General features: G+C 59.7%; 26 protein-coding genes and 3 tRNA genes. 19 read left to right on the top strand and 10 right to left on the bottom strand.

Annotated features, from left to right (window positions below):
- A partial coding sequence (locus BUB54_RS09165) for a transposase (RefSeq protein WP_139284851.1) occupies positions 1 to 214 on the top strand: 214 nt, incomplete at its 5' end.
- Between the two features lie 117 nt (positions 215 to 331).
- Here BUB54_RS09165 and prfB read toward each other — a convergent pair.
- A protein-coding gene (prfB, locus tag BUB54_RS09160) for a peptide chain release factor 2 (RefSeq protein ID WP_139284850.1) occupies positions 332 to 1,463 on the bottom strand; the annotation gives its coding sequence in 2 pieces (ribosomal slippage) (positions 332 to 1,393 and positions 1,395 to 1,463; 1,131 coding nt in all).
- A 93-nt stretch (positions 1,464 to 1,556) separates the two neighbouring features.
- On the opposite strand from prfB, the gene BUB54_RS09155 reads away from it, so the two are divergent.
- Positions 1,557 to 3,020, top strand: coding sequence for a glycosyltransferase family 39 protein (locus tag BUB54_RS09155; RefSeq protein ID WP_158320116.1), 1,464 nt, complete (start codon positions 1,557 to 1,559; stop codon positions 3,018 to 3,020).
- On the opposite strand, the gene BUB54_RS09150 is transcribed toward BUB54_RS09155, so the two are convergent.
- From BUB54_RS09150 to BUB54_RS09140, 3 genes are read right to left on the bottom strand one after another with little or no spacing between them, the layout of a single operon-like run.
- The gene (locus BUB54_RS09150; RefSeq protein WP_048879140.1) at positions 3,017 to 3,886 is read right to left on the bottom strand and encodes a LysR family transcriptional regulator; all 870 of its coding nucleotides are present in this window, start codon (positions 3,884 to 3,886) and stop codon (positions 3,017 to 3,019) included. The two genes, BUB54_RS09155 and BUB54_RS09150, sit on opposite strands and share 4 nt — an antisense overlap.
- Positions 3,886 to 4,542 carry a peroxiredoxin-like family protein gene (locus tag BUB54_RS09145; RefSeq protein ID WP_241869387.1) on the bottom strand — a complete coding sequence of 219 codons (657 nt, stop codon included), beginning with the start codon at positions 4,540 to 4,542 and terminating at the stop codon, positions 3,886 to 3,888. Before BUB54_RS09145 ends, BUB54_RS09150 begins: the two co-directional genes overlap by 1 nt.
- Before the next feature lie 57 nt (positions 4,543 to 4,599).
- Positions 4,600 to 4,863 carry a hypothetical protein gene (locus BUB54_RS09140; protein ID WP_048879141.1) on the bottom strand — a complete coding sequence of 88 codons (264 nt, stop codon included), beginning with the start codon at positions 4,861 to 4,863 and terminating at the stop codon, positions 4,600 to 4,602.
- Between the two features lie 180 nt (positions 4,864 to 5,043).
- Here BUB54_RS09140 and BUB54_RS09135 point away from each other — a divergent pair, with 180 nt between their 5' ends.
- Positions 5,044 to 5,631, top strand: a complete 588-nt coding sequence (locus BUB54_RS09135) for a cytochrome b/b6 domain-containing protein (RefSeq protein WP_048879142.1) — start codon at positions 5,044 to 5,046, stop codon at positions 5,629 to 5,631.
- Positions 5,628 to 6,338 (top strand): molybdopterin-dependent oxidoreductase, encoded by a 711-nt coding sequence (locus BUB54_RS09130; RefSeq protein ID WP_052948374.1) that lies wholly within the window; start codon positions 5,628 to 5,630, stop codon positions 6,336 to 6,338. Before BUB54_RS09135 ends, BUB54_RS09130 begins: the two co-directional genes overlap by 4 nt.
- A 46-nt stretch (positions 6,339 to 6,384) precedes the next feature.
- Here BUB54_RS09130 and BUB54_RS09125 read toward each other — a convergent pair whose 3' ends face one another.
- Positions 6,385 to 8,991 (bottom strand): penicillin-binding protein 1A, encoded by a 2,607-nt coding sequence (locus tag BUB54_RS09125; protein WP_082075677.1) that lies wholly within the window; start codon positions 8,989 to 8,991, stop codon positions 6,385 to 6,387.
- A 61-nt stretch (positions 8,992 to 9,052) separates the two neighbouring features.
- Positions 9,053 to 9,784, bottom strand: a complete 732-nt coding sequence (locus BUB54_RS09120; RefSeq protein ID WP_175556490.1) for an N-acetylmuramoyl-L-alanine amidase family protein — start codon at positions 9,782 to 9,784, stop codon at positions 9,053 to 9,055.
- A 249-nt stretch (positions 9,785 to 10,033) separates the two neighbouring features.
- On the opposite strand from BUB54_RS09120, the gene BUB54_RS09115 reads away from it, so the two are divergent.
- From BUB54_RS09115 to BUB54_RS09100, 6 genes are all read left to right on the top strand, one after another.
- Positions 10,034 to 10,111, top strand: a tRNA-Pro gene (locus BUB54_RS09115).
- Positions 10,112 to 10,532: 421 nt separating this feature from the next.
- Positions 10,533 to 10,808 carry a hypothetical protein gene (locus tag BUB54_RS21125; protein ID WP_199444701.1) on the top strand — a complete coding sequence of 92 codons (276 nt, stop codon included), beginning with the start codon at positions 10,533 to 10,535 and terminating at the stop codon, positions 10,806 to 10,808.
- Positions 10,790 to 11,131: an MFS transporter gene (locus BUB54_RS21120; RefSeq protein WP_217652473.1), complete on the top strand. Its 342-nt coding sequence runs from the start codon at positions 10,790 to 10,792 to the stop codon at positions 11,129 to 11,131. The genes BUB54_RS21125 and BUB54_RS21120 overlap by 19 nt, the downstream gene beginning before the upstream one ends.
- A 65-nt stretch (positions 11,132 to 11,196) precedes the next feature.
- A complete protein-coding gene (locus BUB54_RS21115; protein WP_199444703.1) occupies positions 11,197 to 11,367 on the top strand; it encodes a hypothetical protein in 171 nt (56 codons plus the stop codon).
- 220 nt (positions 11,368 to 11,587) lie between these two features.
- On the top strand, positions 11,588 to 12,361 hold the full coding sequence (locus tag BUB54_RS09105) for a Crp/Fnr family transcriptional regulator (protein WP_052948376.1): 774 nt from the start codon (positions 11,588 to 11,590) through the stop codon (positions 12,359 to 12,361).
- 66 nt (positions 12,362 to 12,427) lie between these two features.
- Positions 12,428 to 13,135, top strand: coding sequence for a CBS domain-containing protein (locus tag BUB54_RS09100; protein WP_048879143.1), 708 nt, complete (start codon positions 12,428 to 12,430; stop codon positions 13,133 to 13,135).
- A gap of 10 nt (positions 13,136 to 13,145) precedes the next feature.
- Here BUB54_RS09100 and ccmB read toward each other — a convergent pair whose 3' ends face one another.
- Positions 13,146 to 13,790, bottom strand: coding sequence for a heme exporter protein CcmB (ccmB, locus tag BUB54_RS09095; RefSeq protein ID WP_048879144.1), 645 nt, complete (start codon positions 13,788 to 13,790; stop codon positions 13,146 to 13,148).
- A complete protein-coding gene (gene ccmA / locus BUB54_RS09090) occupies positions 13,787 to 14,353 on the bottom strand; it encodes a heme ABC exporter ATP-binding protein CcmA (RefSeq protein ID WP_082075678.1) in 567 nt (188 codons plus the stop codon). Before ccmA ends, ccmB begins: the two co-directional genes overlap by 4 nt.
- A 90-nt stretch (positions 14,354 to 14,443) precedes the next feature.
- Between ccmA and acnA the strand changes: the two genes are divergently transcribed.
- Complete coding sequence (gene acnA / locus BUB54_RS09085) at positions 14,444 to 17,131, top strand: aconitate hydratase AcnA (protein ID WP_048879146.1); 2,688 nt, start codon at positions 14,444 to 14,446, stop codon at positions 17,129 to 17,131.
- A gap of 155 nt (positions 17,132 to 17,286) precedes the next feature.
- On the opposite strand, the gene BUB54_RS09080 is transcribed toward acnA, so the two are convergent.
- Together BUB54_RS09080 and BUB54_RS09075 are read right to left on the bottom strand one after the other, a co-directional pair.
- Positions 17,287 to 17,361 (bottom strand) — tRNA-Val (locus tag BUB54_RS09080).
- Positions 17,362 to 17,381: 20 nt separating this feature from the next.
- Positions 17,382 to 17,456 (bottom strand) — tRNA-Val (locus tag BUB54_RS09075).
- Positions 17,457 to 17,551: 95 nt separating this feature from the next.
- On the opposite strand from BUB54_RS09075, the gene BUB54_RS09070 reads away from it, so the two are divergent.
- The 8 genes from BUB54_RS09070 (at position 17,552) to BUB54_RS20740 (ending at position 23,094) form a co-directional block, all read left to right on the top strand.
- The gene (locus BUB54_RS09070) at positions 17,552 to 18,301 is read left to right on the top strand and encodes a YebC/PmpR family DNA-binding transcriptional regulator (RefSeq protein ID WP_048877438.1); all 750 of its coding nucleotides are present in this window, start codon (positions 17,552 to 17,554) and stop codon (positions 18,299 to 18,301) included.
- Positions 18,301 to 18,810, top strand: a complete 510-nt coding sequence (gene ruvC / locus BUB54_RS09065; RefSeq protein ID WP_048877437.1) for a crossover junction endodeoxyribonuclease RuvC — start codon at positions 18,301 to 18,303, stop codon at positions 18,808 to 18,810. Before BUB54_RS09070 ends, ruvC begins: the two co-directional genes overlap by 1 nt.
- Positions 18,807 to 19,400, top strand: coding sequence for a Holliday junction branch migration protein RuvA (ruvA, locus tag BUB54_RS09060; RefSeq protein WP_048877436.1), 594 nt, complete (start codon positions 18,807 to 18,809; stop codon positions 19,398 to 19,400). The genes ruvC and ruvA overlap by 4 nt, the downstream gene beginning before the upstream one ends.
- A gap of 67 nt (positions 19,401 to 19,467) precedes the next feature.
- Positions 19,468 to 20,496 carry a Holliday junction branch migration DNA helicase RuvB gene (ruvB, locus tag BUB54_RS09055; protein WP_048877435.1) on the top strand — a complete coding sequence of 343 codons (1,029 nt, stop codon included), beginning with the start codon at positions 19,468 to 19,470 and terminating at the stop codon, positions 20,494 to 20,496.
- 64 nt (positions 20,497 to 20,560) lie between these two features.
- Positions 20,561 to 20,956 carry a YbgC/FadM family acyl-CoA thioesterase gene (locus BUB54_RS09050; RefSeq protein WP_048877434.1) on the top strand — a complete coding sequence of 132 codons (396 nt, stop codon included), beginning with the start codon at positions 20,561 to 20,563 and terminating at the stop codon, positions 20,954 to 20,956.
- Positions 20,957 to 20,969: 13 nt separating this feature from the next.
- Entirely contained in the window at positions 20,970 to 21,686 is a 717-nt protein-coding gene (gene tolQ, locus BUB54_RS09045; protein ID WP_048877433.1) for a protein TolQ, read from the top strand.
- Positions 21,687 to 22,118, top strand: a complete 432-nt coding sequence (gene tolR, locus BUB54_RS09040; protein WP_048877432.1) for a protein TolR — start codon at positions 21,687 to 21,689, stop codon at positions 22,116 to 22,118. It abuts the gene before it with no gap.
- A gap of 22 nt (positions 22,119 to 22,140) precedes the next feature.
- The gene (locus BUB54_RS20740; protein WP_048877431.1) at positions 22,141 to 23,094 is read left to right on the top strand and encodes a hypothetical protein; all 954 of its coding nucleotides are present in this window, start codon (positions 22,141 to 22,143) and stop codon (positions 23,092 to 23,094) included.
- Positions 23,095 to 23,098 lie beyond the last annotated feature (4 nt).

The following is a 23,098-nucleotide window of genomic DNA, read 5'->3' as shown; positions in this document are numbered from 1 at the left end:
CCGCCTCACCTCATGGGGCAAGGCCATCTATAAACGACGAAAAGAGACGGTCGAGCGGTCCTTCGCCGATGCCAAGCAACTCCTCGGACACCGCTACGCACGCTTCCGAGGCTTAACCGGCGTCACCTGCCAATGCCTGCTCGCCGCCACCGCACAAAATATCAAAAAAATCGCCATGGCACTCACCAAAGCACCAACGCCAAGCCCGGCCTGAAAGGGAAACCCCCTCACAAACAGAACAATTACAAGCCAAACAATAAATAAAACAAAACCCCGCCAAAAATGACGGGGGTTGTCAGCAGTCTGAAGGGGCCGCGAGGCCCCTTTTTTCTTACTCCGCCATTGCCGAAGCTTCGGAGCGGGTCGCTCCTACCCGCGCGGCGAGCGAGGATGCCAGGAACGGGTCCAGCGCGCCATCCAGCACTGCTGCGGGGTTTCCGCTTTCATGGTTGCTGCGCAGATCTTTCACGAGCTGATAAGGGGCGAGTACGTAAGAGCGGATCTGATGCCCCCAGCCGATCTCAGTTTTGGAGGCTTCCGTTGCCGCCGCTGCTGTTTCGCGCTTCTGCAATTCCTGTTCGTACAGACGCGCTTTCAGCATGTTCATCGCGGTGGCGCGGTTACGGTGCTGGGAGCGGTCGGTCTGGCAGGCCACAATAATGCCGGAGGGCACGTGGGTAATGCGGATGGCGGATTCGGTCTTGTTCACGTGCTGGCCGCCCGCACCGGAGGCTCGGAACGTATCCACCTTCAAATCAGCCGGGTTGATCTCAATTTCGATCGTGTCATCCACGACCGGGTAAACCCAGACGGACGCAAAGCTGGTCTGGCGCCGGGCATTGGCATCGAAAGGCGAAATGCGCACCAGCCGGTGCACGCCTGCCTCCGTTTTCAGCCAGCCATAGGCATTGATGCCGCTGATCTGGATGGTCATGGATTTGATCCCGGCCTGCTCGCCTTCTGATTCTTCCATGATCTCGGTCTTGAATCGCTTGCGTTCGGCCCAGCGCAGATACATGCGCGCCAACATTTGCGCCCAGTCCTGAGCTTCGGTCCCGCCGGCGCCGGCATTAATTTCCACGAATGCGTCACGGCTGTCGGCCTCACCGGAGAGGAGGGATTCGATCTCTTTCTCCTTGGCGGAGGTGGCCAGACGTTCCAGCGTAGCAATGCCATCCTTCACCATGGTTTCGTCGCCCTCGGCCTCGGCCAGCTCGATCAGCTCCAGCGTCTCCTTTGTTTCGGTTTCGATCATGTTAACGCCGTCAACCATAGAAGCCAGCCGGTTCCGTTCGCGCATGACGGCCTGCGCGGCCTCGGCGTCGTTCCAGAGATTCGGGTCTTCGGCCCGGTGGTTCAGCTCAGCGAGCTTGAGAACAGCGGCATCCCAGTCAAAGATGCCTCCTCAGCAGGGCGACCGAGCGGCCGATCTGCTCATTCAGTTGGTCAGATTCAGTGGTCATTGCCGCGATATACGCTCGCCGCGTGCTAATTGGTAGGGGCAATTACAAAAGCCCGGCTTGCCAAGCATGGGAGGGGCTGCAATGCAGGCGCACATGAACGCCACGCTCCTGGTTGTACTGATCGCCCTTGGTTTCCGCCTCATCCTGGCCTGGGGCTCGGGCCTTGGCATGGATGAAAGCTATATGGTGGCGGCCAGTTCGCATTTCGCTGCCTCGTATTTTGACCATCCGCTTGCCTCCTGGTGGCTGGAGCTGGGGGCGCGGCATGTGTTCGGCTCGGCGGTGCCTATTGTGGTACGGCTGCCGTTTGTGCTGCTTTCGGGCGTATCGTCCTGGTTGCTTTATCTCATCACCAGGCGGCTGTTTGGAGCCAAGGCGGGGTTCTGGGCGGTGGCTGCCTATTCCATCGCGCCGGTTTTCTCGCTGGCATTCGGCAGTTGGGTGCTGCCGGATGGGCCGTTGAACGCAGCATTGCTAGCATTTCTTTATGCGTTGATCCGCGCCCTGGGGCTGCCTGAAGAACAACCCGCACCGCGCTGGTGGCTGGCGGCGGGGCTGTTCGCGGGTTTGGCCATGCTGTCCAAATATAACGGCGCCCTGGTGTTGGTGGGGGCGGCACTGGGCGTGCTGCTGGACCCGGCGGGGCGTAAACAGCTGGCAAAACCCTGGCCCTGGCTGGGGGTGTTGCTGGCGTTGATTTTGTTTTTGCCGGTTATCATCTGGAATGCCCATCATCATTGGGCGAGCTTCGACTATCAGGGCGGGCGCGCCACCGGCTTGCGGCTGCGGCCCTTGATGCCGTTTTCCGTCTGGGGTGGAGAGGCGCTCTATGTGTTGCCCTGGCTATGGGCGCCCATGATATGGGTGATGATTCGCGGCTTTGCCGCGGGGCCAGCCCAACGCGTCTCCTGGCTGCTGGCCTGTGCATCGATTATTCCCGTCATGCTGTTCTCCATCGTGGGGCTGTGGTCGCAGACGCATATTCTGTTTCATTGGGCAGCACCGGGTTATCTGATGCTCTTCCCTCTGTTGGGTGAATGGGCAACGCGCCGGTCCGGCAAGCTCATTGGCTGGGTGGCGGGACTGTCTGGTGGTTTGCTCGCGTTTGCCGCGCTGCTCATTGTGGCGCTGGTGCAGTTTGGGTTGCCGCCTGTTCTCGCCAATGCCTTCAAGCCCGGCAAATCTCCTATGCTGCAGGCCGTGGACTGGACGAGCATCACCAAGACCTTCCCGGCGGGGGTGGACGCGGTCGCCGCGCAAAAATGGTTCGACGCAGGCAAAATCGGCTATGCGCTGCGGCGTAAGGGGATTGCCACGCCCGTTACCGTGTTTGGAGCCAAACCGCATCAATTTGCCTTCACCACGCCGCCCGCAAGCCTTATCGGCAAGACGGTCCTGGTGATTGCTATGCCCGGCAGCACTACCCAGACCTGGAACCGCTTCGCGCCGGATTTCGCCAGCTTCAAGCCCGGTCCGGTTTTAACGGTGCAAGATCATGGCCGTGTGCTGCTGGCGATCCCAACGTTTATCGGCACCGGCCTAAAACGCGTACCTTAATCAAAAGCCTGTGCACGGCAAAGCCGCATAAACCCAGCCGCGGCCTGATTAACGGGGCGGCCCGCCACGGCGGTGAGCAGCACTTGCCGGTCCAGTACCGGATCCACAAAATCCCGCGTGGCCAGAGGTGGCGCAATAACGATGCGGTTGGAAAGCAGTGCCAGCCCGAGCCCGGCGCGCACCAGCTCCTGCATCTGGCTCGCGCTCGCGCGCATCCGCTGGGTTTGCAGTGGCGCTTCCGCCATTTGCGTTAGCCTGTCACCGAAATTCCCGCATTCATGGCCCAGCAGCAAGGTTTCCCCCTCCAGGTCTACGAGTCTGCACTGGTTGTGCCGTGCAAGCGGGTGCGTTTCCGGACAGATCAGCGCGGCGTTGTCCCTGAAGAGGGGCCAGCGGTTCAGACGCTCGGGCAATGGTGCATCATCTGGCAGAAGCGCGCAATCCAGCCCGTCAGCCAGCATGGTATCCACCAGTGTACCCGAGGGCGCCTCCGTGAAGTGAATCTCCGTGCCGGGCAGCACGCGTAAAATCTCCGCCACGGCGCTGGTGATGGGCGTGGCGGGAATCCCCGGGCCAAGCCCGATTCTTAAAGAACGCGGCGCTGTTTTTCGCCGTGCAGCCGCCAGGGCGTGCGCGGCCTCCGCAGCTTCCACCATGGTTTCGAAATGCGGGCGCATCTCCAGCCCCAGGGCGGTCAGCCGGGTGAGGGTACGTTCACGAAAGATCAAGGCGCCGCCCAGCTCTTCCTCAAGCCGTTGGATGGCGCGGGAGAAGGCGGGCTGGGTCACATTGCACGCCTCCGCCGCCCGCGAGAAATTCAGCGTGCGGCAAAGGGCCAGGAAATAACGGACCTGCGCCAGCTCCATCAGCACAATCCTTCCAGCGTGCTGATAATTTCACTAGGTTCTGGCCATTTAGTGAAATCCACATCCACGAAACTCCGAGCTATGAAACCATCCGGCCGGATGAGAAAGATGGCGGGCACAGGCAGACACCAAGCGGCGTTGCCGTGGCGGATGGAGAGATCCAGCTTCGCGGTGTTCAGATTGGCTCTATAAAGCGGCGGGATTTTATAAACCACCCCGGCCTGCAGCCCGACGCCGAAATCCACATCGCACAATACCTCAAAACGGTTGTCGTGTCGCGCCTGCAAAGCGGCGGGCAGAGCCCCGGTTTCCGGGGTCAGGGCAAGTAACGATGCGCCCTTGGCCTGGATACGTGGCATTGCCTCGGCCAGCGCTTCCAGCATCAGCTTGCAGAACGGGCACCATGTGCCGCGGAAGAAACCCAGAACAACCGGACCTTGGCCGCACCGCTCCTCCAGCGAAACCAGCTGCCCCGCCGCATTGGGCAACATGAAATCCGGGAAGACCTCGCCAGGGCGCATGATCCCCGCATGGAACCCGTCGTGCTCCAGCGTATGGATCATTTGAAGATACGCCGCGTCCCAGCCGGCATTCAGGCGTCGGCTGCGGCGTAGCTCCGTGAGTTTCTCCGTCAGCTGGCCGATATCATCCTCCACCAGGTAACAGGGGCGCCGAGTGAAATGAGCTTAGGCAGCACGGCGCCCTTCTGGCAATTATTGCGTATTGTTGGCATGGCCCATGGCGTTTTGGCTCATGTTGGCATTATTGCCCATCGTGTCATGGCTCATCGAAGAACTCTGATGGCCCATGCTGTCCTGATTTGCGGCCATGCCATTCACCATGGCGTTGCTGGTATGGCTGGTGGTGGTGCCATTGCCCATGGTGTCACGGGTCATGCTGTTTGAGGATTGCGCGAAAGCCGTGCCAGCGCTGGCCAGGGACAGAACGCAGGCGGCAACGGTAAGAAAACGGGGCATGTGATGATCTCCTTTGTTGAAAAAGCCGGGCAGTCCCGGACAACGGAGATATGCAGCCTGCCACTGTCGCGGCTCCAATGCCGTTTGGGCATTGAATTCATGCCTTGCAGCCCGCGCATCCAGAGCGCCATGCTGTGCGTATATCTAATATGTTTCCAACTGGAGAGGGGAGTGCGGCTTATGAGCGGGCGCGTCATCCACCCATGGCCTTTACGGCTGACCCATTGGCTTAATGTTATCGCCATGGTGATCATGATCGGTAGCGGCTGGCAGATTTATAATGCCTCGCCTTTGTTCGATTTTACCTTCCCCTTCACCATCGGCCAATGGTTGGGCGCGGCGATTGCTTGGCATCTGGCGGCCATGTGGCTGCTGGTGCTCAACGGGTTGATCTATGTTGTTTGGAGCTTGGCTAGCGGCCATTACAAAAAACTGTTCCCTATTCGCCCACGCGCGTTGTTGCGGGATTTGCGCGCCGCACTCAGCTTCGACCTGAAGCATGAGAGGGGTGTTTATAACGCGGTACAGAAGCTGCTTTATGTGGGCGTGCTGTTTGCGGCGCTTGTGGCGGTGCTATCCGGGCTCGCCATCTGGAAGCCGGTGCAGCTCTGGTTCTTGAGCGATCTATTCGGCGGCTATGTTGTGTCCCGCTTTGTACATTTCTTCGCGATGACCGGAATTTGCCTGTTTATTCTCATTCATCTGCTATTGGTGGCGCTGGTGCCGAAGGTCTTGCCGCCAATGATCACGGGAGGACGTCTGCCATGATCAAGCGCCGCTCCATGCTGCTGCGTGCCATGGCGCTCGGTGTGTCCGTGCCCTTAGGCGGCTGCAATTATGAGGACCCGGAACACCCGGACCTTGCGGACAAGTTTCTACATGCCATGTCCGCCTGGAATGACCGGGTGCAGGCGGCTTTGTTCGACCCGCATACGCTGGCACCAACCTTTAAGCCGGACCAGATCACCCGCCCGCCACGCTTCAATGCCTTTTACAGCATCGATCAGGCGCCGGTGGTGGATGAAGCCACATACAGGCTGGAGCTTGGCGGCCAGATCCAGGATAAAACGCCATGGAAGCTGACCCAGCTCAGGGTATTGCCACAGGAATCGCAGATCACTCGGTTTGTTTGCGTGGAGGGGTGGCGCGTGATCGGCCAATGGTCAGGGGTGCCCTTACGGGATTTTTTGCGCCGTGTGGGGGCGGATACACGTTGCAAATATGTCAGCTTCAAATGCGCGGATGGGTATTACAGCTCCATCGACATGCCGTCCGCCTTGCATCCGCAAACCATTTTGGCCCTGGATTTCCTAGGCCAGCCGTTGACGCCACCATTTGGTGCGCCCGTGCGGCTGCGTATTCCCACCAAGCTTGGCTTCAAGAACCCGAAATCCATTGTACAGCTTGCGGTCACCAACATCTACCCGGGCGGCTACTGGGCGGACCAGGGCTATAATTGGTTTAGCGGCTCCTGAAACGGCAAACGCCCGCCAGAGGCGGGCGCTTTTTGGCGCAAGCGGGTTAGTAAAGCCCGCCGAGCGATTTATCGATAACCGAAGGCGTGGAGGTGGCAGGCGTCCCAGTCCCGGGAGAGGCGGGTGCGTTGCCATTGTTGTTGCTGCTGGACCCGCCAAGGCTATCCATGCCGCCGCCCAGCAGGCCAAATGCGTTTTGCGCGCCGGGGCTCTGGCCGGGCTTGAAGGCTTCCGTGACCATCCGCCCATCCGGTTCAGGTACTTGCTGTAAGGTCATGCCGGGTGGGGTCGCAAAGTCGAGGTCTGGCTGCTCTTTGAGCGCCACCTTCATAAATTCGTTCCAGATGGGGCCACAGACATTCCCGCCTGTCTCGTTATTGCCGAGGCTGGACGGGGTGTCGAAGCCAACCCAGCAACCGGTCACGACACCCGGCGTGAAGCCGATGAACCACGCGTCGTTGAAATTATTGGTGGTACCGGTCTTGCCCGCCACAGGCTGGGAAATTCCCCGCACCGCTGGAATACCGGTGCCCCGCAGAGCCACGCCGCGCATCATGACTAGCATCTGATACACTGAATCAGCATCAGCTACTTGCTGGCCTGTAGGGGTGAGTTGCGGCGGCTGGTCCGGGTTGCCGTTAACGCAGTTCGCGCAATGCTCTTCGGGGGCCTGATACAACACCGTGCCGTCCGGGTTGGTCACGCTGTCAATCAGGCTTGGCGTGACCAGCCGGCCATACTGGTCCAGCGATGCATAAGCTGCGGTCATCTTCCACAAGGTGGTGTCGATGGCGCCGATGGCGGACGGGTAGTAAGGCGGCATTTTGTCCACAATGCCAAAATCATGGAAAGTTTTGGCAATCGCTGGCAGGCCGATCTGGCGGGCCAGATGCAAGGTGGCGAGGTTGAGCGATTGTTCCAGCGCGTGGAAAATCGGCACCGGCCCTTGGAACGTGTTTTCATAATTGCCGGGGCGGTAAACGGAACCATCCGGCATCACCTGCACAAACGGCCCGTCCAGCACGTCGGCGTCCGGCTGGATGCCTTGTTCCATGGCGGTGAGGTACACCAACGGCTTGACCGAGGAGCCCGGTTGGCGCTGCGTCTGGATGGCCCGGTTGAAGGGGCTGACATCATGGCTCCAGCCGCCGATCATTGCCACAACCCGCCCGGTGCTTGGATCCATGGAAATCAGCGCGCCCTGAACTTTCGGGATTTGTTCCAGTGACAAGGATTTCAACGCGCCCGATACCATCACCACATCGCCGGGTTTCAGCACCTGCGCGGTGGAGGTGGGATGCGCGCCGGGGCGGCCATGGTCCAGAGGCCGGGCCCAGCGCATATTGTCCAGCGGCAGGGTGCCGGTCGCTAATTTACCGGTTGTCATGTTCTCAGTGCCGATTCGCGCCGCGTCGTGCTCGGCGGAGAGCACGATTCCAAGCCGCCAGCCGCTCCGCATTCCGGGTGGAGTTGGCTGTTTGGCCAGCAATTTCTCCCAGTTGGTGGCAAGGTCGGTGTCAGAGACATGAGTGACCAGCCCATGCCAGCCACCGTAAATATGGTCGTAATGCTCCAACCCGTCGCGCATCGCCTTGGCGGCGGCTTCCTGCAAGGTGGGGTTGAGGCTGGTGCGAACAATCAGCCCGCCGGTATTCACGGCCTTCTGGCCAAATTTCTGAATCAGTTGGGCCCGGACGGCATCAGCGAAATAACCGCCATCCGGCACGGATTTTGTGGTTTTCCCGGCTTTGGGTAGCAGCGGCTCGGCCTGGGCTGCTTCAGCCTGCGCCTTGGTGATCACGCCATCATCCAACATACGGCCGATGATAAAATTGCGCCGTTGCAGAGAGGCGTTCGGATGCAGGAAGGGATTGTAGCTGGTGGGGGCCTTGGGCAAGGCGGCCAGCGTCGCGGCCTGGGCGATGTCGAGTTGGGAAAGCGGTTTGTCGAAATAAGTCTGCGCCGCCGCCGCCACACCAAAGGAGTTCTGCCCCAAATCCACTTCGTTCAGATAAAGTGTTAGAACCTGCTTCTTGCTCATCGCCTGGGACACACGCATTGCCAGGATCGCTTCCTTGATCTTGGTCACGAAGGTGATGTGGTTGTCCAGGAGCATGTTCTTCACCACCTGCTGGGTGATGGTCGAAGCGCCGATGGGCCGCCGGCCGGTGCCGATCAGCGTGATGTCGGTCAACCCGGCACGAACGATTGCCAGCGGGTTGATGCCAGGTTCCACCCAGAATAGCCGATCTTCCGCCGAGATGAAGGCGTTTTGCACCACTTTGGGGATCTGGTCGTACGGCACATAAATACTGTGCTGCGTGCCCATTTCCGCCAGCAGGTTGAAGTTCGAGGCGTAAACGCGCGACTCCAAGGGCGGTTTGTACGTTTTCAGGCTGTTGATGCTCGGCAGCCCGGCAGAGAAAAACAGAAACGCCCCGCCCGCCGCGATAATACCGGCGACGATGACAAGAAAAACCAGTCTGTAGAGGCTGCTGATGAAGAAGCTCACGATCCGCCCGATCAGGCTATGGCGTTTCCGAGGCTTTGGCGCCCGTGGTTCACGCGGTTGCTTGCGTTGCGGCTTTGGCGCATTGCGGCTGGGGCGCGCCAACCGGTCGCCGGCGGAAAAATCGTCATTCTGATCAGACATGCCGGGCTCTTAGCATCTCATTTCCAAGGCCGCGAGACGGCGAAAATGACAGCTTCGCAATTCAGCCAGCCATACGGCCATTGGCGGTATCCTTAAAATAGCTATCGATGGCATCACTGAGCCGTGCGACAAGCTGGTGACGCTGATGTGTATTCCGCAGGCGCTGCTCGTCCTCCTCATTGCTGAGGCACCCCATTTCGAGTAGCACGGAGGGGGTCGAAGGGTCGCGCAACACCGCGAAATTGGCGCTGCGCTGCGGGTCGGGTAGCAGCGGAATCCCGCCGGAAAAAGCCGTGGCGATATCCTGGGAGAAGGTGGCGGAGCTGATTTTGGTGGCGCGGGTGGTCAGGCTGGCCAGAATATTCGCAACCTGGGGCGAAACACCTGAGATGGGGGCGTTCGGGCCGTCGGCGCTGTTTTCATCCTGCGCCACGGCGGCGGCCAGCTTATCCGAGGCTTTGTCGGATAACGTAAAAATAGACGCGCCGCGCAGATCCTGCTCAGGCAGATGGTCGCAATGCATGGAGAGGAACAGGTCCGCTTTATGTTTAAGCGCCATATTCACGCGGCCTTCCAGGGGAATGAAACGGTCCGTCGTACGAGTCATGGCGATGCGGTAATGCCCCGTCGCTTGCAAGGCATGGCGCAGTTCCAGCGCGGTTGTTAGCGTGATGGTTTTTTCATAATACCCATCCGGCGCGATGGCGCCCGGGTCATGGCCGCCATGCCCCGGGTCAAGCATGACCAAAGGTTTTTGCCGTGCCGCGCGGGACAGGCGGGGAAGGGCCGCCAAACCCGCGGCACCAAAACCAAGGCGCAAAAAGCTTCGCCGTGAGGCGTTGCACATCAAACACATGGACAAAAACCTAACACGCCGCTTTCACCCCTGGCTATGACTTGCTGATAAATCGCGTCTTTAGCCGTCAAAGGTAACGGGATTATGGCTATTCGTGACATTTTTCAGGGGGCGGTTCCTAGCGTGGAAGGGTTTTGCCAAAGGGCCTTGCGGAATCCCAGTCGCTCAGCTATAGGCTCGCCGCATCGGAGTGTAGCTCAGCCTGGTTAGAGTACTGTGTTCGGAACGCAGGGGCCGGAGGTTCGAATCCTCTCACTCCGACCATTCCTTAAAAATTTGGCAGTCAGATTTTCATGCCTTCCGTGCTTTGCGCGTGGTTCCAGGGTTTCAATTGTCGTTGGCTGGCACAGGCTAAAATTCATAAAATACTTCCTCTTGCCAGATTGCTTGGACAAGGTTCCTGACCCATAAGGCGGCGTTGTGCTGGTTAGTAACCAGACACCGGACTTATCTTGCCGGTTGATGCCGGATGACATTTTGGAAGGGAACTGCATCTCGGAGACTTCAGCAGTTGATTTGAAAAGGGCGCGCGACGTTGTAGCTGCCGCGTTCCTGGGCTGGACGCTGGGTGCATTCGATTTCTTCATTTTGATTCTGACCCTGGATAACGTCTCCCAGGCGTTTGGGTTCAATATTGCCTCGGTGGCGTTCTCGATCACCTTAACGCTGGCGACTCGTGCCATCGGTGCCTTCATTTTCGGACGGCTGGGTGTCCGGGTTGTTGCAGGCGGGGTATCCATTCAACGCTTTGCTGGCCACGCTGTTGTTCGATTTCGGGATGCAACCGTTGGGTTGGCGTGGCATGTTCTTCGTCGGCGCGCTACCCGCGTTGCTGGTGCTGTTTATCGCCACCAAGATTGAGGAAAGCCCGGCCTTTGAGGCCATGAGGCACTGTCCGACCAAGGTTTCCATCAGCACCGTGCTGAAGAAAACGCCAAGCTGGTGCTCTATGGCGTGGTGATGATGGCGGCATTCAACTTCCTCTCCTACGGCATGCAGGACATCTATGTTAAGTTGTTCCTGGGTCATCAGCTTCATTTCAACCATAGCCAGATGGTCAATGCCGGATTGATCTTTAACGCTGGCGCGGTGATCGGTGGGGTACTGTTCGGCTATCTCAGCGAGAAGATTGGCCGCCGTTATGCCATTATCGGCGCTTGCGCCATTGTGCTGATCACGCTGTGGCCCTGGTCGCATGGCACAACCTTCGCCACCATCGCCATCGCGACCTTCTTTATGCAGATCGGCGCACAGGGGCTTGGGGCGTCGTGCCGGTGCATCTGAACGAGCTATCTCCGTCTGAGATTCGCGCGACCTTTCCGTGCTTCGTGTAACAGCTGGGGAATTTAGTGGCGTCCTTCAACGCGCCGATTCAGACCCATATCACATCGCTGAATGGCGGTGATTATGGTTATTCGCTGGAACTGGTCGGCGGCATCGTGGCTGTGGTGTTGATCCTGTTGATGATTTTTGGGCCTGAAGCCTGCAATGTCTCCATGACGCACCGCACGGAAGCATGAATTGAGCGGAAAAGGTCGATAAAGTTTCGCCTTTTCCGATAATGAGACGCCAGGGATGCGACCCTGCCGCCGGTTAAGGGCGGGGAGGGGCGCATCCCTTGTTTTTATCTGTGACAAGGCAAGTTCAAACCGGCTGATCCAGATAAGAACAACATGGTGTGAAGGGCCTTATGCTGCTTTTGATATGGATCAGTGCGATCCTTGAGAGTAAGCAGGCTTTATGAGTTCATTTGGCAAAATCGCCTCTCTGCGTCATCCGGTCGCAATCAATCTGGCGGACCGTCCCTCTGCTTCCGCCTGTGAGGATTGCGGCGCCCGTCATTTGGGCTTGTGCGACGCATTGTCCGATGAGGAGTTAGTGTTTCTCTCCAGCGCCGCTCACCGAATGACCTTGCCGACTGGAAGGCTGTTTCTAGAGGAAGGCGATGCGGCGCAATTCTTCTATAATGTGAATTCCGGCACGGTGCGACTGTTCAAGGCCCTGCCGGACGGGCGCCGTCAGATCACTGGTTTTGCAGGGCCCGGGCATTTTATCGGCTTGGCCGCCACGGACATGAATGTGGTGTCCGCAGAGACGATGGAGCCCGTGCAGCTTTGCCGGTTCTCCCGCGCCGGGATGCGCGCGATGTTCGAGGAGTATCCGGCCCTTGAGCGCAAGCTGCTGGATGTGGCGATGCATGAACTGGTGCTGAGCCAACAGCAGATGCTGCTGCTCGGCCGCAAGACCGCGCTGGAACGTATTGCTAGCTTCCTGCTTTCCTGGGCGCAGCGGCAGGAAAATTGCAACACTGGCAAGCTGCCGCGGCCCAACGCGAAGCTCACTTTGCCGTTGTCGCGGACCGACCTCGCGGATTATCTCGGCCTGACGATTGAAACTGTCTCCCGCTCACTCAGCGCTCTGAAAAAAGAGGGGCTGATTGAGATACCCAATATCCATGAAGTCGTGCTGCTGCGTCCACAGGCATTGGAGAATATTGCCGAAGCGGCGAATTGATCATCATCAAAGCGCACGGCGAAGGAACATGACAAAAACAAAACACTAAGCCTTGAGGAGGGTGTCATGAATGTCGCCGAAATTATGAACCGCAACACAATTGCCGTGCAGCCCCGGACCACCGTGGTTGATGCAGCCCGGATTATGTTGGCCAACCATGTCAGCGGTTTGCCGGTTCTTGATGAAAATGGCACCTTGGTGGGCGTGGTGACGGAAGGCGACATGCTGCGCCGGGCCGAAATCGGCACTGAAGGCACCCCAGCCGGATGGCTCAAAGCGCTGTTGCAACCAGCCGCCGTGGCTGCGGATTATGTGGCGACCCATTCCCGCCATGTGAGCGGTGTGATGACGCATAATCCTGTCTTTGTAACGCCTGATACCTCTTTAGCTGAAGCCGTACAGATTATGCTGCGGAAGCATTTCAAGCGTCTGCCGGTGATGGAGAATAATAAACTGGTGGGTATTATTGGCCGGACCGACCTGCTGAAGGCTTTAACCGCCAAGCTAATCGAGACGCACGAGTTGGTCAGTGACGATGATATTCTGGCTTATATCAAGAACGAGATTGGCCAAGCCAAATGGGCGCCCCGCTCCGGTTTGCAGGTCGCGGTCAAAGACAGTGTGGTGACACTGGAAGGCACGATCTTCTCTGACGAGGAACGCCGGGCCGTGGTCACCATCGTAGAGAATGCACCGGGCGTGAAAGAAGTGAAGGACGAGTTGGTGTTCGTCGATCCCGGCTCGGGCCTTGCCTTTCCCGCCGCCAGCCTCTGAAGGTGGCGAGTTACTCTGCCGCGGCGCGTAGAGCGAGCCCCGTGCCAAGCGGGGCAAGCGGCAGGGCGGCCAGCAACATGGCAAAGATCATATAAAAAGGCGGCGCCGGGTGGGGGCTGGTTGCCGCCGCTGTCCCGAAGATCAGACTTGGGATCATTAGTGGCAGTGTGATCAAAGGCATCAGAATTGCCCCGCGCCGCGCACCGGTGGTGAGTGCTGCCGCCATTGTTCCCAGTAATGAAAAAATCAGCGTACCCGGCAGCAGCGTCAGCAGCAGCACGGGCAGCCTGTCGCCGGGCAGGCGCAGCATAACGGCGAGTGGCGCAGCCATAATAAGCAGGGGCAAGCCGGTGGTCAGCCAATGTGAGGCCGCCTTGGCGGCGGCGATCTCATAAGCGGGTTTGCCGGAGAGCAGCAGCAGGTCCAGCGTGCCGTCCTCGAAATCTGGGCCGAACAGCCGGTCCAGGGGCAACAATGCGGCCAGCAATGCGGTCACCCACACCACGCTTGGCGCAATGCGCGACAAAATGGACGGATCAGGCCCCACCCCGAAGGCGAACAGCGTTCCGGCAATAATGAAAAACAGCAAGGCGGCCATGCTTTCGGCGCCGTGCCGGAATGAAAGCCGCAATTCCTTGGCAATTAGGCTGATCATAGGGCCAGCACCTCTGTATTAGGCAGGTCGATGGGAGTGTGGGTACTGGCGATGATCATGCCGCCGCGCGCTCTCTGGGCGCTGCATAAGGCCAAAAACCGCTCGATGGATGCGGAATCGAGTCCTGTGGTGGGTTCATCGAGCAGCCAAAGCGCTTTTGGCGTTGCCGCCACCCGCGCGATAGCCAGCCGGCGCTTTTGCCCGGCTGAGAGGAAACGCGTTGGCAAATCTGCGAATCTTTCCAACCCCACCAGTGTCAGCGCGCTTCTGGGCACTTGCTCGGCCGGGGTGAGGGCGGGTTTCACCGCGTCCTGATGCCCCAGCCAGCCGATCCGTGCGGCATGGGCTTCGCGGTCCGCGAGGGCAGGCAAATCGTCCCAAAAGAGGTCACCTGAAACCAAAGGCGTCAGTCCGGCCAGGGCGCGCAGCAGGCTTGATTTGCCCGCGCCATTCGCTCCACGCAGGAGTAGGATGCCGCCAGGGCGCAGCGCGAAGCTGACTCCGTTCAAAACTAGCCGTTCGCCACGGAAAATCGCGAGTTTTTGAGCAGTGAGCAGGTGCAAAAATCCTAAGGTTCGGAATAGACGGGCGGGTACGGCTATGGTTTAAGCCGGGCCAAATCACAAGCGGCAACTGCAGAAAGGTTTTGCCTCATGACAGCGATCGGCCACGATAGCCTGGAAACCAAGAAAACCCTGAATGTTGACGGCAAGTCGTACGAGTATTTCTCGCTTCCGGCCGCCGCCGCTAAGCTGGGTGATATCTCCAAGCTTCCTAAAACCCTAAAGATTCTTCTGGAAAACGTGCTGCGGTTTGAAAATGGCGGCAGCTACACCACCGAGGACGCCAAATCCATCATCGCTTGGCTAGAAAAAGCCAACTCTTCCAAGGAAGTGCCATTCAAGCCTGCCCGTATCCTGATGCAGGACTTCACCGGCGTGCCCGCCGTAGTCGATCTGGCCGCGATGCGCGATGGTATCGTCAAGCTTGGCGCCGAGCCTGAGAAAGTGAACCCGCTAATCCCGGTGGATCTCGTGATCGACCATTCCGTGATGGTGGATTACTCCGCTTCTCACGATGCACTGCAGAAGAATATCGACCTGGAATTCGAGCGTAACAGCGAGCGTTATCGCTTCCTGCGCTGGGGCCAGGAGGCTTTCAATAATTTCCGCGTCGTGCCCCCCGGCACTGGCATCTGTCACCAAGTGAACCTGGAATATCTGGCACAGGTGGCCTGGACCTCCGAGAATGGCGGCAAGACCTATGTCTATCCTGACACACTGTACGGCACCGACTCCCACACCACCATGGTCAACGGCCTGGGCGTGCTGGGCTGGGGCGTGGGCGGCATTGAGGCCGAGGCCGCGATGCTCGGCCAGCCGATCGCTATGCTCATTCCGGATGTTGTCGGCTTCAAGCTGACCGGCAAGCTCTCCGAGGGCGTGACAGCGACCGACCTCGTGCTGACCGTCACCCAGATGCTCCGCGCCAAGAAGGTCGTCGGCAAGTTCGTCGAATTCTACGGCGAAGGCATGGCCGAGATGGCGCTGGCTGACCGCGCCACTATCGCCAACATGGCCCCCGAATATGGCGCCACCTGCGGCTTCTTCCCGGTTGACGAAGTCACCCTGGACTATCTGCGCCTCTCCGGCCGCGACGAGCACCGCATCAAGCTGGTCGAGGAATACACCAAGACCCAGGGCCTGTGGCGTGACGAGCACGAGCCCGTTTTCTCCGACACGCTGGAACTGGACCTCTCCACCGTACAGCCCTCCCTGGCTGGCCCGAAGCGCCCGCAGGACCGCGTGCTGCTGAAGGAAGCGGCTTCCGCCTTCAAGAGCGAGCTGACCAAGAGCCTCGGCGTGCCCGCCGAAGCCGTTGCCAACAAGGGCGCCGTGGCTGGCACCAATTACGAGATCACCCATGGCGACGTAGTGATTGCGGCGATCACCTCCTGCACCAACACCTCCAACCCTTACGTGCTGGTGGCCGCTGGACTTGTGGCACGCAAGGCCCGCGAGCTTGGCTTGGCGCCGAAGCCTTGGGTGAAGACCTCCCTGGCCCCTGGCTCGCAGGTTGTGACCGACTATCTGAACAAGTCCGGCCTCACCGAGGATCTGGACGCCATCGGCTTTGAAACGGTTGGCTATGGCTGCACCACCTGTATCGGCAATTCCGGCCCGCTGCCGGATCCGATTGTGGATGCGATCGAGAACAACAAACTGGTCGCGGTCTCCGTGCTGTCCGGCAACCGTAACTTCGAGGGTCGCGTGCACCCGAACGTACGTGCGAACTACCTGGCCTCCCCGCCGCTGGTGGTTGCGTACTCCCTGTTCGGTAACATGCGTGAGGACATCACCACCGCGCAGATCGGCACCTCCAAAGACGGCAAGCCAGTGTATCTGAAGGACATCTGGCCCTCCAACAAGGAGATCCAGGACATTGTGGGCCAGGTGCTGACCCGCGAAATGTTCCAGGCACGCTATTCGGACGTGTTCAAGGGCCCGGCCGAGTGGCAGGCCATTGAGTTCTCCGGCGGGACCGACACCTACGCCTGGCCCGCCGGTTCCACCTATGTGAAGAACCCGCCTTACTTCCAAGATATCACGCCTGAACCGAAGGCGGTTTCCGACATCAAGGGCGCGCGCGTCATGGCGCTGCTGGGTGACTCCATCACCACCGACCACATCTCCCCGGCCGGTAACATCAAGAAGTCTTCTCCGGCGGGCGTGTTCCTGTCTGAGCATCAGGTGCAGCAGAAGGATTTCAACTCCTACGGTTCGCGCCGTGGTAATGATGATGTGATGGTGCGCGGCACCTTCGCGAACATCCGCATCAAGAACGAGATGATGGGTGGCACAGAGGGAGGCAACACTAAGCACTATCCGGGCGGTGAGGAGATGTCGATCTACGACGCCGCCATGAAGTACAAGCAGGAGGGCGTGCCCCTGGTGGTGTTCGCCGGGCAGGAATACGGTACCGGCTCCTCCCGTGACTGGGCGGCCAAGGGCACCATGCTGCTGGGCGTGAAGGCGGTCATCGCGGAGAGCTTTGAGCGTATTCACCGTTCCAACCTGGTGGGAATGGGCGTTCTGCCGCTGCTGTTCAAGAATGGCGAAACCCGCAAGTCCCTCGGCCTTACTGGCGAGGAGACCGTGGATATCGTTGGTCTTGAGAACCTCTCCCCGCGTATGGACATTAAGGCGATCATTACCCGCCCGGATGGCTCTAAGAAGGAGATCGAGTTGCTCTGCCGCGTCGATACCGCTGACGAGGTGAACTACTACAAGCATGGCGGCATCCTGCAGTACGTGCTGCGTGGTATGGCCAAGGCCGCCTGATTTTTCTGCGCCGGGGCACGGTCAAACCGCGCCTCGGACTGACGTTTGTAAAATTTTTGGATGCAGCCTTTTCTATGAAGGCTGCATTTTTCTTGTGCCCAAACGCCAAAAAATCCCCGAAGGGCTTTTGTCTAAGGCTTTGAATTTCAGGGAATTGGTGGGCGCGACAGGGATTGAACCTGTGACCCTTCGCGTGTGAAGCGAATGCTCTACCGCTGAGCTACGCGCCCAATGACACACTGGCTTGGAATGGTGGGCGCGACAGGGATTGAACCTGTGACCCTTCGCGTGTGAAGCGAATGCTCTACCGCTGAGCTACGCGCCCAGTGTGTGGGCGGCTGCTTAGAGAAGCCACTCCACCCTGTCAATCCTGCCGGGGCTAGCTTCCAAGTGCTAGAACAAAAATGCTAAAGCCCGCCCATGGCTGGACATTCGCAATTTAAGAACATCATGCACCGCAAAGGCGCGCAGGACGCCAAGCGGGCCCGTATTTTCGCAAAGCTGATCCGCGAGATCACCGTTTCCGCCAAGGAAGGTTTGCCCGACCCGGCTGCGAATCCGCGTTTGCGCGCAGCTGTGGCGGCGGCGTTGAAGCAGAACATGACCCGCGACGCGATCGACCGCGCGATTAAGAAAGCCGCCGGTGCGGCAGGGGCGGAGAATTACGAGTCGGTACGCTATGAGGGCTATGGGCCCGCGGGCGTGGCGGTGATTGTCGAGGCGCTGACAGATAACCGCAACCGCACGGCCTCCGTGGTGCGCGCGGCCTTCAACAAGGCGGGCGGGGCGCTGGGCGAAACCAATTCCGTGTCGTTCATGTTCAACCGCCTCGCGGCGATTCGTTATCCGGCTAACGTGGCTTCTGCGGATGAGGTGCTGGAAGCCGCCATCGAAGCGGGTGCCGATGACGTGGTGAGCAACGAGGATGGTCACGAGGTGCTGGCGGCGGTGGAACATTTCTTCGCCGTGCGCGACGCGTTGGCCCAGGCTTTCGGTGATCCGGCGGAAGCGGGCATTGAATGGCGCCCGAACATGACCGTGGCGCTGGATGAGGACAAAGCTGCCTCCGTGCTGAAGCTGATCGATACTCTTGAGGATGATGATGACGTACAGAACGTCTATGCCAATTTCGAGCTCTCTGAAGACGTTCTGGCGAAGCTCTCGGCCTGATGGTGCAAGGCCGGGTCCGCATTCTTGGTATTGATCCCGGCCTGCGTTTTACCGGCTGGGGCGTACTGGAGGCTGAAGGCAACCGTCTCCGCCATGTCGCGGACGGCGTGGTGGCGACGGACGGCACCGAAGGCGTGTCGCTGCGCCTAAAAGCGCTTGATAACGCGCTGGCTGAGTTGCTGGAACGCTATAGCCCGGACGAAGCGGCGGTTGAGGAGACTTATGTGAATCGCAACGCCTCTGCCACCTTGAAGCTGGGCTATGCCCGTGGTGTGGCTCTGCTGGCCCCGGCTCGGGCGGGGATCCCGGTTTTTGAATATGGCGCCAAGACGGTGAAGATGGCCGTAGTCGGCACTGGCGGGGCGGATAAGGAGCAGGTGGGGCTGATGGTGCGGCGCCTGCTGCCCGGTGCAGCACAAAAACGCGCCGACGCGGCGGATGCGTTGGCGGTGGCTATTTGCCATGCCCATCATCGTTCCACTACAAATATCTGGAAGCCCGTCTCATGATTGCGCGTTTGCGGGGCATTGTTGATTCCATCGAAGATGGTCGTTGCGTGATGGATGTAAACGGGGTCGGGTATCTCGTTTTGTGCTCCTCCCGCACGCTTGGTGCGCTGCCGGAGGGGATGAGCACGCTTCTTATCGAGACCCAGGTGAGGGAGGATGCCATCACGCTTTATGGCTTCTTCACCACCGCTGAACGCGAATGGTTCCGGCTACTGACCACCGTGCAGGGGGTGGGCGCCAAGGTGGCCTTGGGCATCCTCTCGGCTTTGTCGCCGGACCAACTCATCAGCGCCATTTCCGCCCAGGATAAAGCGGCTTTGACCCGCGCCCCTGGGGTGGGGCCAAAACTGGCAGTGCGGATCCTGACCGAGTTGCAGAGTAAGGCTGGGGTAATGCCCGGTGGCGGCACGGCGGCCTTTCCCGCCGCGGTGGGCAGGGGCGCGGCCTCTGATGCGTTGTCCGCTCTCACAAATCTTGGCTACCGCCGTGCCGAGGCTGAAGCTGCTTTGGCCAAGGCGGTGGAAGCGCATGGAGAAGACGCTTCGCTGGATATTCTCATTCGCGCCGGGCTGAAGGGCTTGGCCAAGTGACCCCTTCGCCTAAAAATTTCAAAAGTTTTTGGTGCAGTCTTTGCCCAAAAGCTGCAAATCCAAGCCTATGAACGACCGCATTACCTCCGGCGAACGCCTCTCAGATGACAGCGCTGAAACCTCCCTGCGCCCGCAAAATCTTGAGGATTTCACCGGCCAAGCCGCCAGCCGGGAGAATCTAAAAATCTTTGTCCAGGCCGCGCGGAGTCGTGGGGAGGCTCTGGACCATGTGCTACTGCACGGCCCGCCGGGGCTGGGTAAGACCACGCTGGCGCAGATTGTGGCGCATGAGATGGGGGTGGGGTTCAAGGCGACCTCTGGCCCGGTGATCCAAAAATCCGGCGACCTCGCGGCGATCCTAACCAATTTGCAGCCGAAGGACGTGCTGTTCATCGACGAAATCCACCGTCTACAGCCTGCGATTGAGGAGATCCTTTACCCGGCGATGGAGGATTTCCAGCTTGACCTCATCATCGGTGAGGGGCCGGGGGCGCGTACCGTGCGGATCGATCTGCCGCCTTTCACGCTGGTGGGGGCGACCACCCGCGCCGGGCTGCTGGCCACCCCGCTGCGGGACAGATTCGGGATTCCACTGCGGCTGGTTTTTTATACGCCGGACGAACTCACCGGTATTGTCATCCGTCTGGCGCAGAAGCTGGGCATGAACCTGTCCTATGATGGTGCATATGAGATCGCCCGACGCTCCCGCGGCACACCGCGTGTCGCCGGACGGCTGACGCGCCGGGTGAGAGATTTCGCCACCGCCGCCGGGGTTACGGAAATTTCACGAGATCTTGCTGATGAGGCTTTGACCCGGCTGGATGTGGACCAGAAAGGGCTGGACGCCATGGATATGCGTTACCTTAAGCGCTTGGCGGAGCACCATAATGGCGGCCCGGTGGGGGTTGAAACGCTGGCTGCCGCCCTGGCCGAGGCGCGCGACACGCTGGAGGATGTGGTAGAGCCCTATCTGATTCAGGAAGGCTTACTTTTGCGTACATCACGCGGGCGTATGCTGGGTGATCCGGGATGGCGTCATCTGGGCTTCAACCCCGCTCAACGCGGGCCGGATCTGCTGGACATGCTGGGTGAATAAGGCTCGCGGCCAGTTGCCACAAAATGGCCGTTTTCGGCCTTGATCATGGGGTTAGAATAGGAAGTTGATCTACCGTTACACCACGCGCATCTATTACCAGGACACGGATGCCGGGGGCATTGTGTATCACGCGAACTATCTCTCCATCGCTGAGCGCGGGCGGACCGAGGCCCTCCGGGAAATGGGGGCGCCTCATGCGGAGATGGTCGCGCGCTATGGCGTCATGTTTGTGGTGCATCGTGTGAATTTGCTCTATCAGCGCCCCGCCAGGATTGATGAGTTGGTGACGGTGGAAACCGAATTTGCAGAATTGCGTGGTGCGAGCGTTACATTACGGCAGAAATTCCTGCGAGACAGCGACTCGCTGGCCATGCTTGAGCTTGGGTTGGGGTGCGCACGTGTGTCCGATGGCCGGGCCACGCGCATTCCGCGTGAATGGGTTGCGCGCCTGAAATTTTGAACGGGGAAAGATAGTGGACCAAACGGTGTCTCAGGCGGCCATGGCCGCGCCGCAGGCAAATCTCTCGCTGCTCGGCCTGTTCCTGCAGGCGGATGCGGTGGTGAAGCTGGTGATGATCATTCTTTTGATCGCCAGCATCTGGGTGTGGACCATCATTATCGAGAAAGCCATGACCATCCGCCGTGTGAACCGAGCGGCCGATACGTTCGAAGATAATTTCTGGTCTGGTGGCAGCCTGGATGAGCTGTATGACCGCGAGGGAGCCGATCCCTCCAACCCAATGGCCGCCGTATTCGGTGCGGCGATGAGCGAATGGAAGCGCACCGCGCGCATCGCGGGCACCGAGATCGGCAAGACCGGCGTGAAGGAGCGCGTGGACCGCGCGATGAACGTAACCGTCATGCGTGAGATGGACCGGCTGGAACGGTTTATGATCTTCCTGGCTTCCGTGGGTGCTACAGCGCCGTTTATCGGCTTGTTCGGCACGGTGTGGGGCATCATGCACTCCTTCTCGGCCATTGCCGCCATGCACAATACAGACCTTGCCGTGGTCGCGCCCGGTATCGCGGAAGCGCTGTTTGCCACCGCCATCGGTCTTGTGGCCGCCATTCCAGCGGTGTTGGCTTATAATAAGCTGTCCAACGATCTTTCTCGCTTCGCCGGGCGGCTCGAAGGGTTTGGCGCGGAATTCTCCGCCATTCTTTCCCGCCAGTCTGAGGAGCATAAATAAATGGCAGGCGGGCTGATCGGCCCTGGCGGGAACGGCCGCCGCCGCTACCGCCCGATGGCGGAGATTAACGTCACCCCGCTGGTGGATGTGATGCTGGTGCTGCTGATCATCTTCATGGTCACGGCACCGATGATCACATCCTCGGTAAAGGTGAATCTGCCACAGGCCAACGCCAAACCGGCCAACGCCGATTCCAAGCCGATTACCGTGACCGTGGATTCCAAGGGCAATGTGTATCTGAATAACAGCCAGATCCAGCTCTCCAATCTGGTCAGCACGTTGCAGGAAGCCTCTAAGAACAATGCTGATCAGCGAATTTTTATCCGTGGCGATAAAGAGGTGAATTACGGCGTCATGCTCCAGGTGATGGCGGATATCGTGCAAGGCGGGTTCACCAAGGTTTCGCTGCTGGCGCAGCAGCCCGGGCAATAACGCCGGGCAGGGGAGTTGCAATTTGGACCGCGATCTGCGCCGTAGCGCGATTGTCTCTTTTATTGTCCACGCGGCGATCATCGTTGCCGCGATTGTGACATTGCCTATGCAACCGTTGAACACCTCGGCGGATGAAAGCGTGGATGTGGACCTTGTTGGCCCCACCCAGCCGCAAACGGCGCAAAATACTGGCAAGGTGGCGGCGCCCAGCAATACGCCGGTGCCGCACAAGGGGCCGGTGAATCCCAAGCCGCCCCAGCCGAGGCCGGTGCAAGCGCCACCACCACCACCTCCTCCTCCCCCCCCGGCGCCGGAGCAGAAACCAACGCCGACGCCCCCAACGCCCGCGCCGCCGCCGCCGCCGCCCACACCCGCTCCCACGCCGGTGCCAACACCGCCTCCGCCGCCGCCTAAGCCGCCGCAGAAGCAGACGAGCGAGGAGAAGCAGCCAGAGAAGCCACAGCCGGCGAAGAAGCCGCCCGCCCCCGCGAAATCGGCCACGCATCAGCAGCATGAGGTGAAAACGCCACTGCCGCTTAGCAAGAACGTGCTCAACACGCTCTCGCAACTGCGCGTGAACCAGAAGCAGGAAAAGCCGCCGACCTCGCAATATAACCCGGACCAGGGCGGTGCGCCCCATGGTGGTGGCAGCCCCAACAGCACGGCCAATTCGGGCTTGAGTGAGGCTGACCGCAACGCCATCGGCGCGCATGTACGTCCTTGCTGGGGCATTGATGCGGGTGCGCCGGGGATTCAAAATTTCTCCGTGCAACTGCTGGTAACGACCGATGCCTCCGGCACGGTGCGTGAGGCCGTGGTGGCCCCCGCCTCGCAGGGCAACATGGGTAACCCAATTTATTCGGCCTATGCCCAGCGCGCGATCGCGGCTGTGGAGAATTATCAATGTGCGACGCTGCCCTTGCCGTCCTACATGCTGGGTAAGGTGCATACCTTCTTGTTCAACTTCACCCCGTAAGAGG

This window comes from Acidocella aminolytica 101 = DSM 11237, assembly GCF_900129125.1.
Lineage (GTDB): Bacteria > Pseudomonadota > Alphaproteobacteria > Acetobacterales > Acetobacteraceae > Acidocella > Acidocella aminolytica.
This window is presented reverse-complemented; position numbering and strand designations above follow the sequence as displayed.

Excerpts from the sequence above, each read along its gene's own strand:
- BUB54_RS09140 (WP_048879141.1), bottom strand. The coding sequence starts at position 4,863 with ATGCCCCGTTTTCTTACCGTTGCCGCCTGCGTTCTGTCCCTGGCCAGC.
- ruvC (WP_048877437.1), top strand. The coding sequence starts at position 18,301 with ATGGTGCAAGGCCGGGTCCGCATTCTTGGTATTGATCCCGGCCTGCGT.
- ruvA (WP_048877436.1), top strand. The coding sequence starts at position 18,807 with ATGATTGCGCGTTTGCGGGGCATTGTTGATTCCATCGAAGATGGTCGT.
- BUB54_RS09155 (WP_158320116.1), top strand. The coding sequence starts at position 1,557 with ATGAACGCCACGCTCCTGGTTGTACTGATCGCCCTTGGTTTCCGCCTC.
- BUB54_RS09130 (WP_052948374.1), top strand. The coding sequence starts at position 5,628 with ATGATCAAGCGCCGCTCCATGCTGCTGCGTGCCATGGCGCTCGGTGTG.
- BUB54_RS09100 (WP_048879143.1), top strand. The coding sequence starts at position 12,428 with ATGAATGTCGCCGAAATTATGAACCGCAACACAATTGCCGTGCAGCCC.
- BUB54_RS09070 (WP_048877438.1), top strand. The coding sequence starts at position 17,552 with ATGGCTGGACATTCGCAATTTAAGAACATCATGCACCGCAAAGGCGCG.
- BUB54_RS09105 (WP_052948376.1), top strand. The coding sequence starts at position 11,588 with ATGAGTTCATTTGGCAAAATCGCCTCTCTGCGTCATCCGGTCGCAATC.
- tolR (WP_048877432.1), top strand. The coding sequence starts at position 21,687 with ATGGCAGGCGGGCTGATCGGCCCTGGCGGGAACGGCCGCCGCCGCTAC.
- acnA (WP_048879146.1), top strand. The coding sequence starts at position 14,444 with ATGACAGCGATCGGCCACGATAGCCTGGAAACCAAGAAAACCCTGAAT.
- ruvB (WP_048877435.1), top strand. The coding sequence starts at position 19,468 with ATGAACGACCGCATTACCTCCGGCGAACGCCTCTCAGATGACAGCGCT.
- BUB54_RS09135 (WP_048879142.1), top strand. The coding sequence starts at position 5,044 with ATGAGCGGGCGCGTCATCCACCCATGGCCTTTACGGCTGACCCATTGG.
- ccmB (WP_048879144.1), bottom strand. The coding sequence starts at position 13,790 with ATGATCAGCCTAATTGCCAAGGAATTGCGGCTTTCATTCCGGCACGGC.
- BUB54_RS09150 (WP_048879140.1), bottom strand. The coding sequence starts at position 3,886 with ATGGAGCTGGCGCAGGTCCGTTATTTCCTGGCCCTTTGCCGCACGCTG.
- BUB54_RS09125 (WP_082075677.1), bottom strand. The coding sequence starts at position 8,991 with ATGTCTGATCAGAATGACGATTTTTCCGCCGGCGACCGGTTGGCGCGC.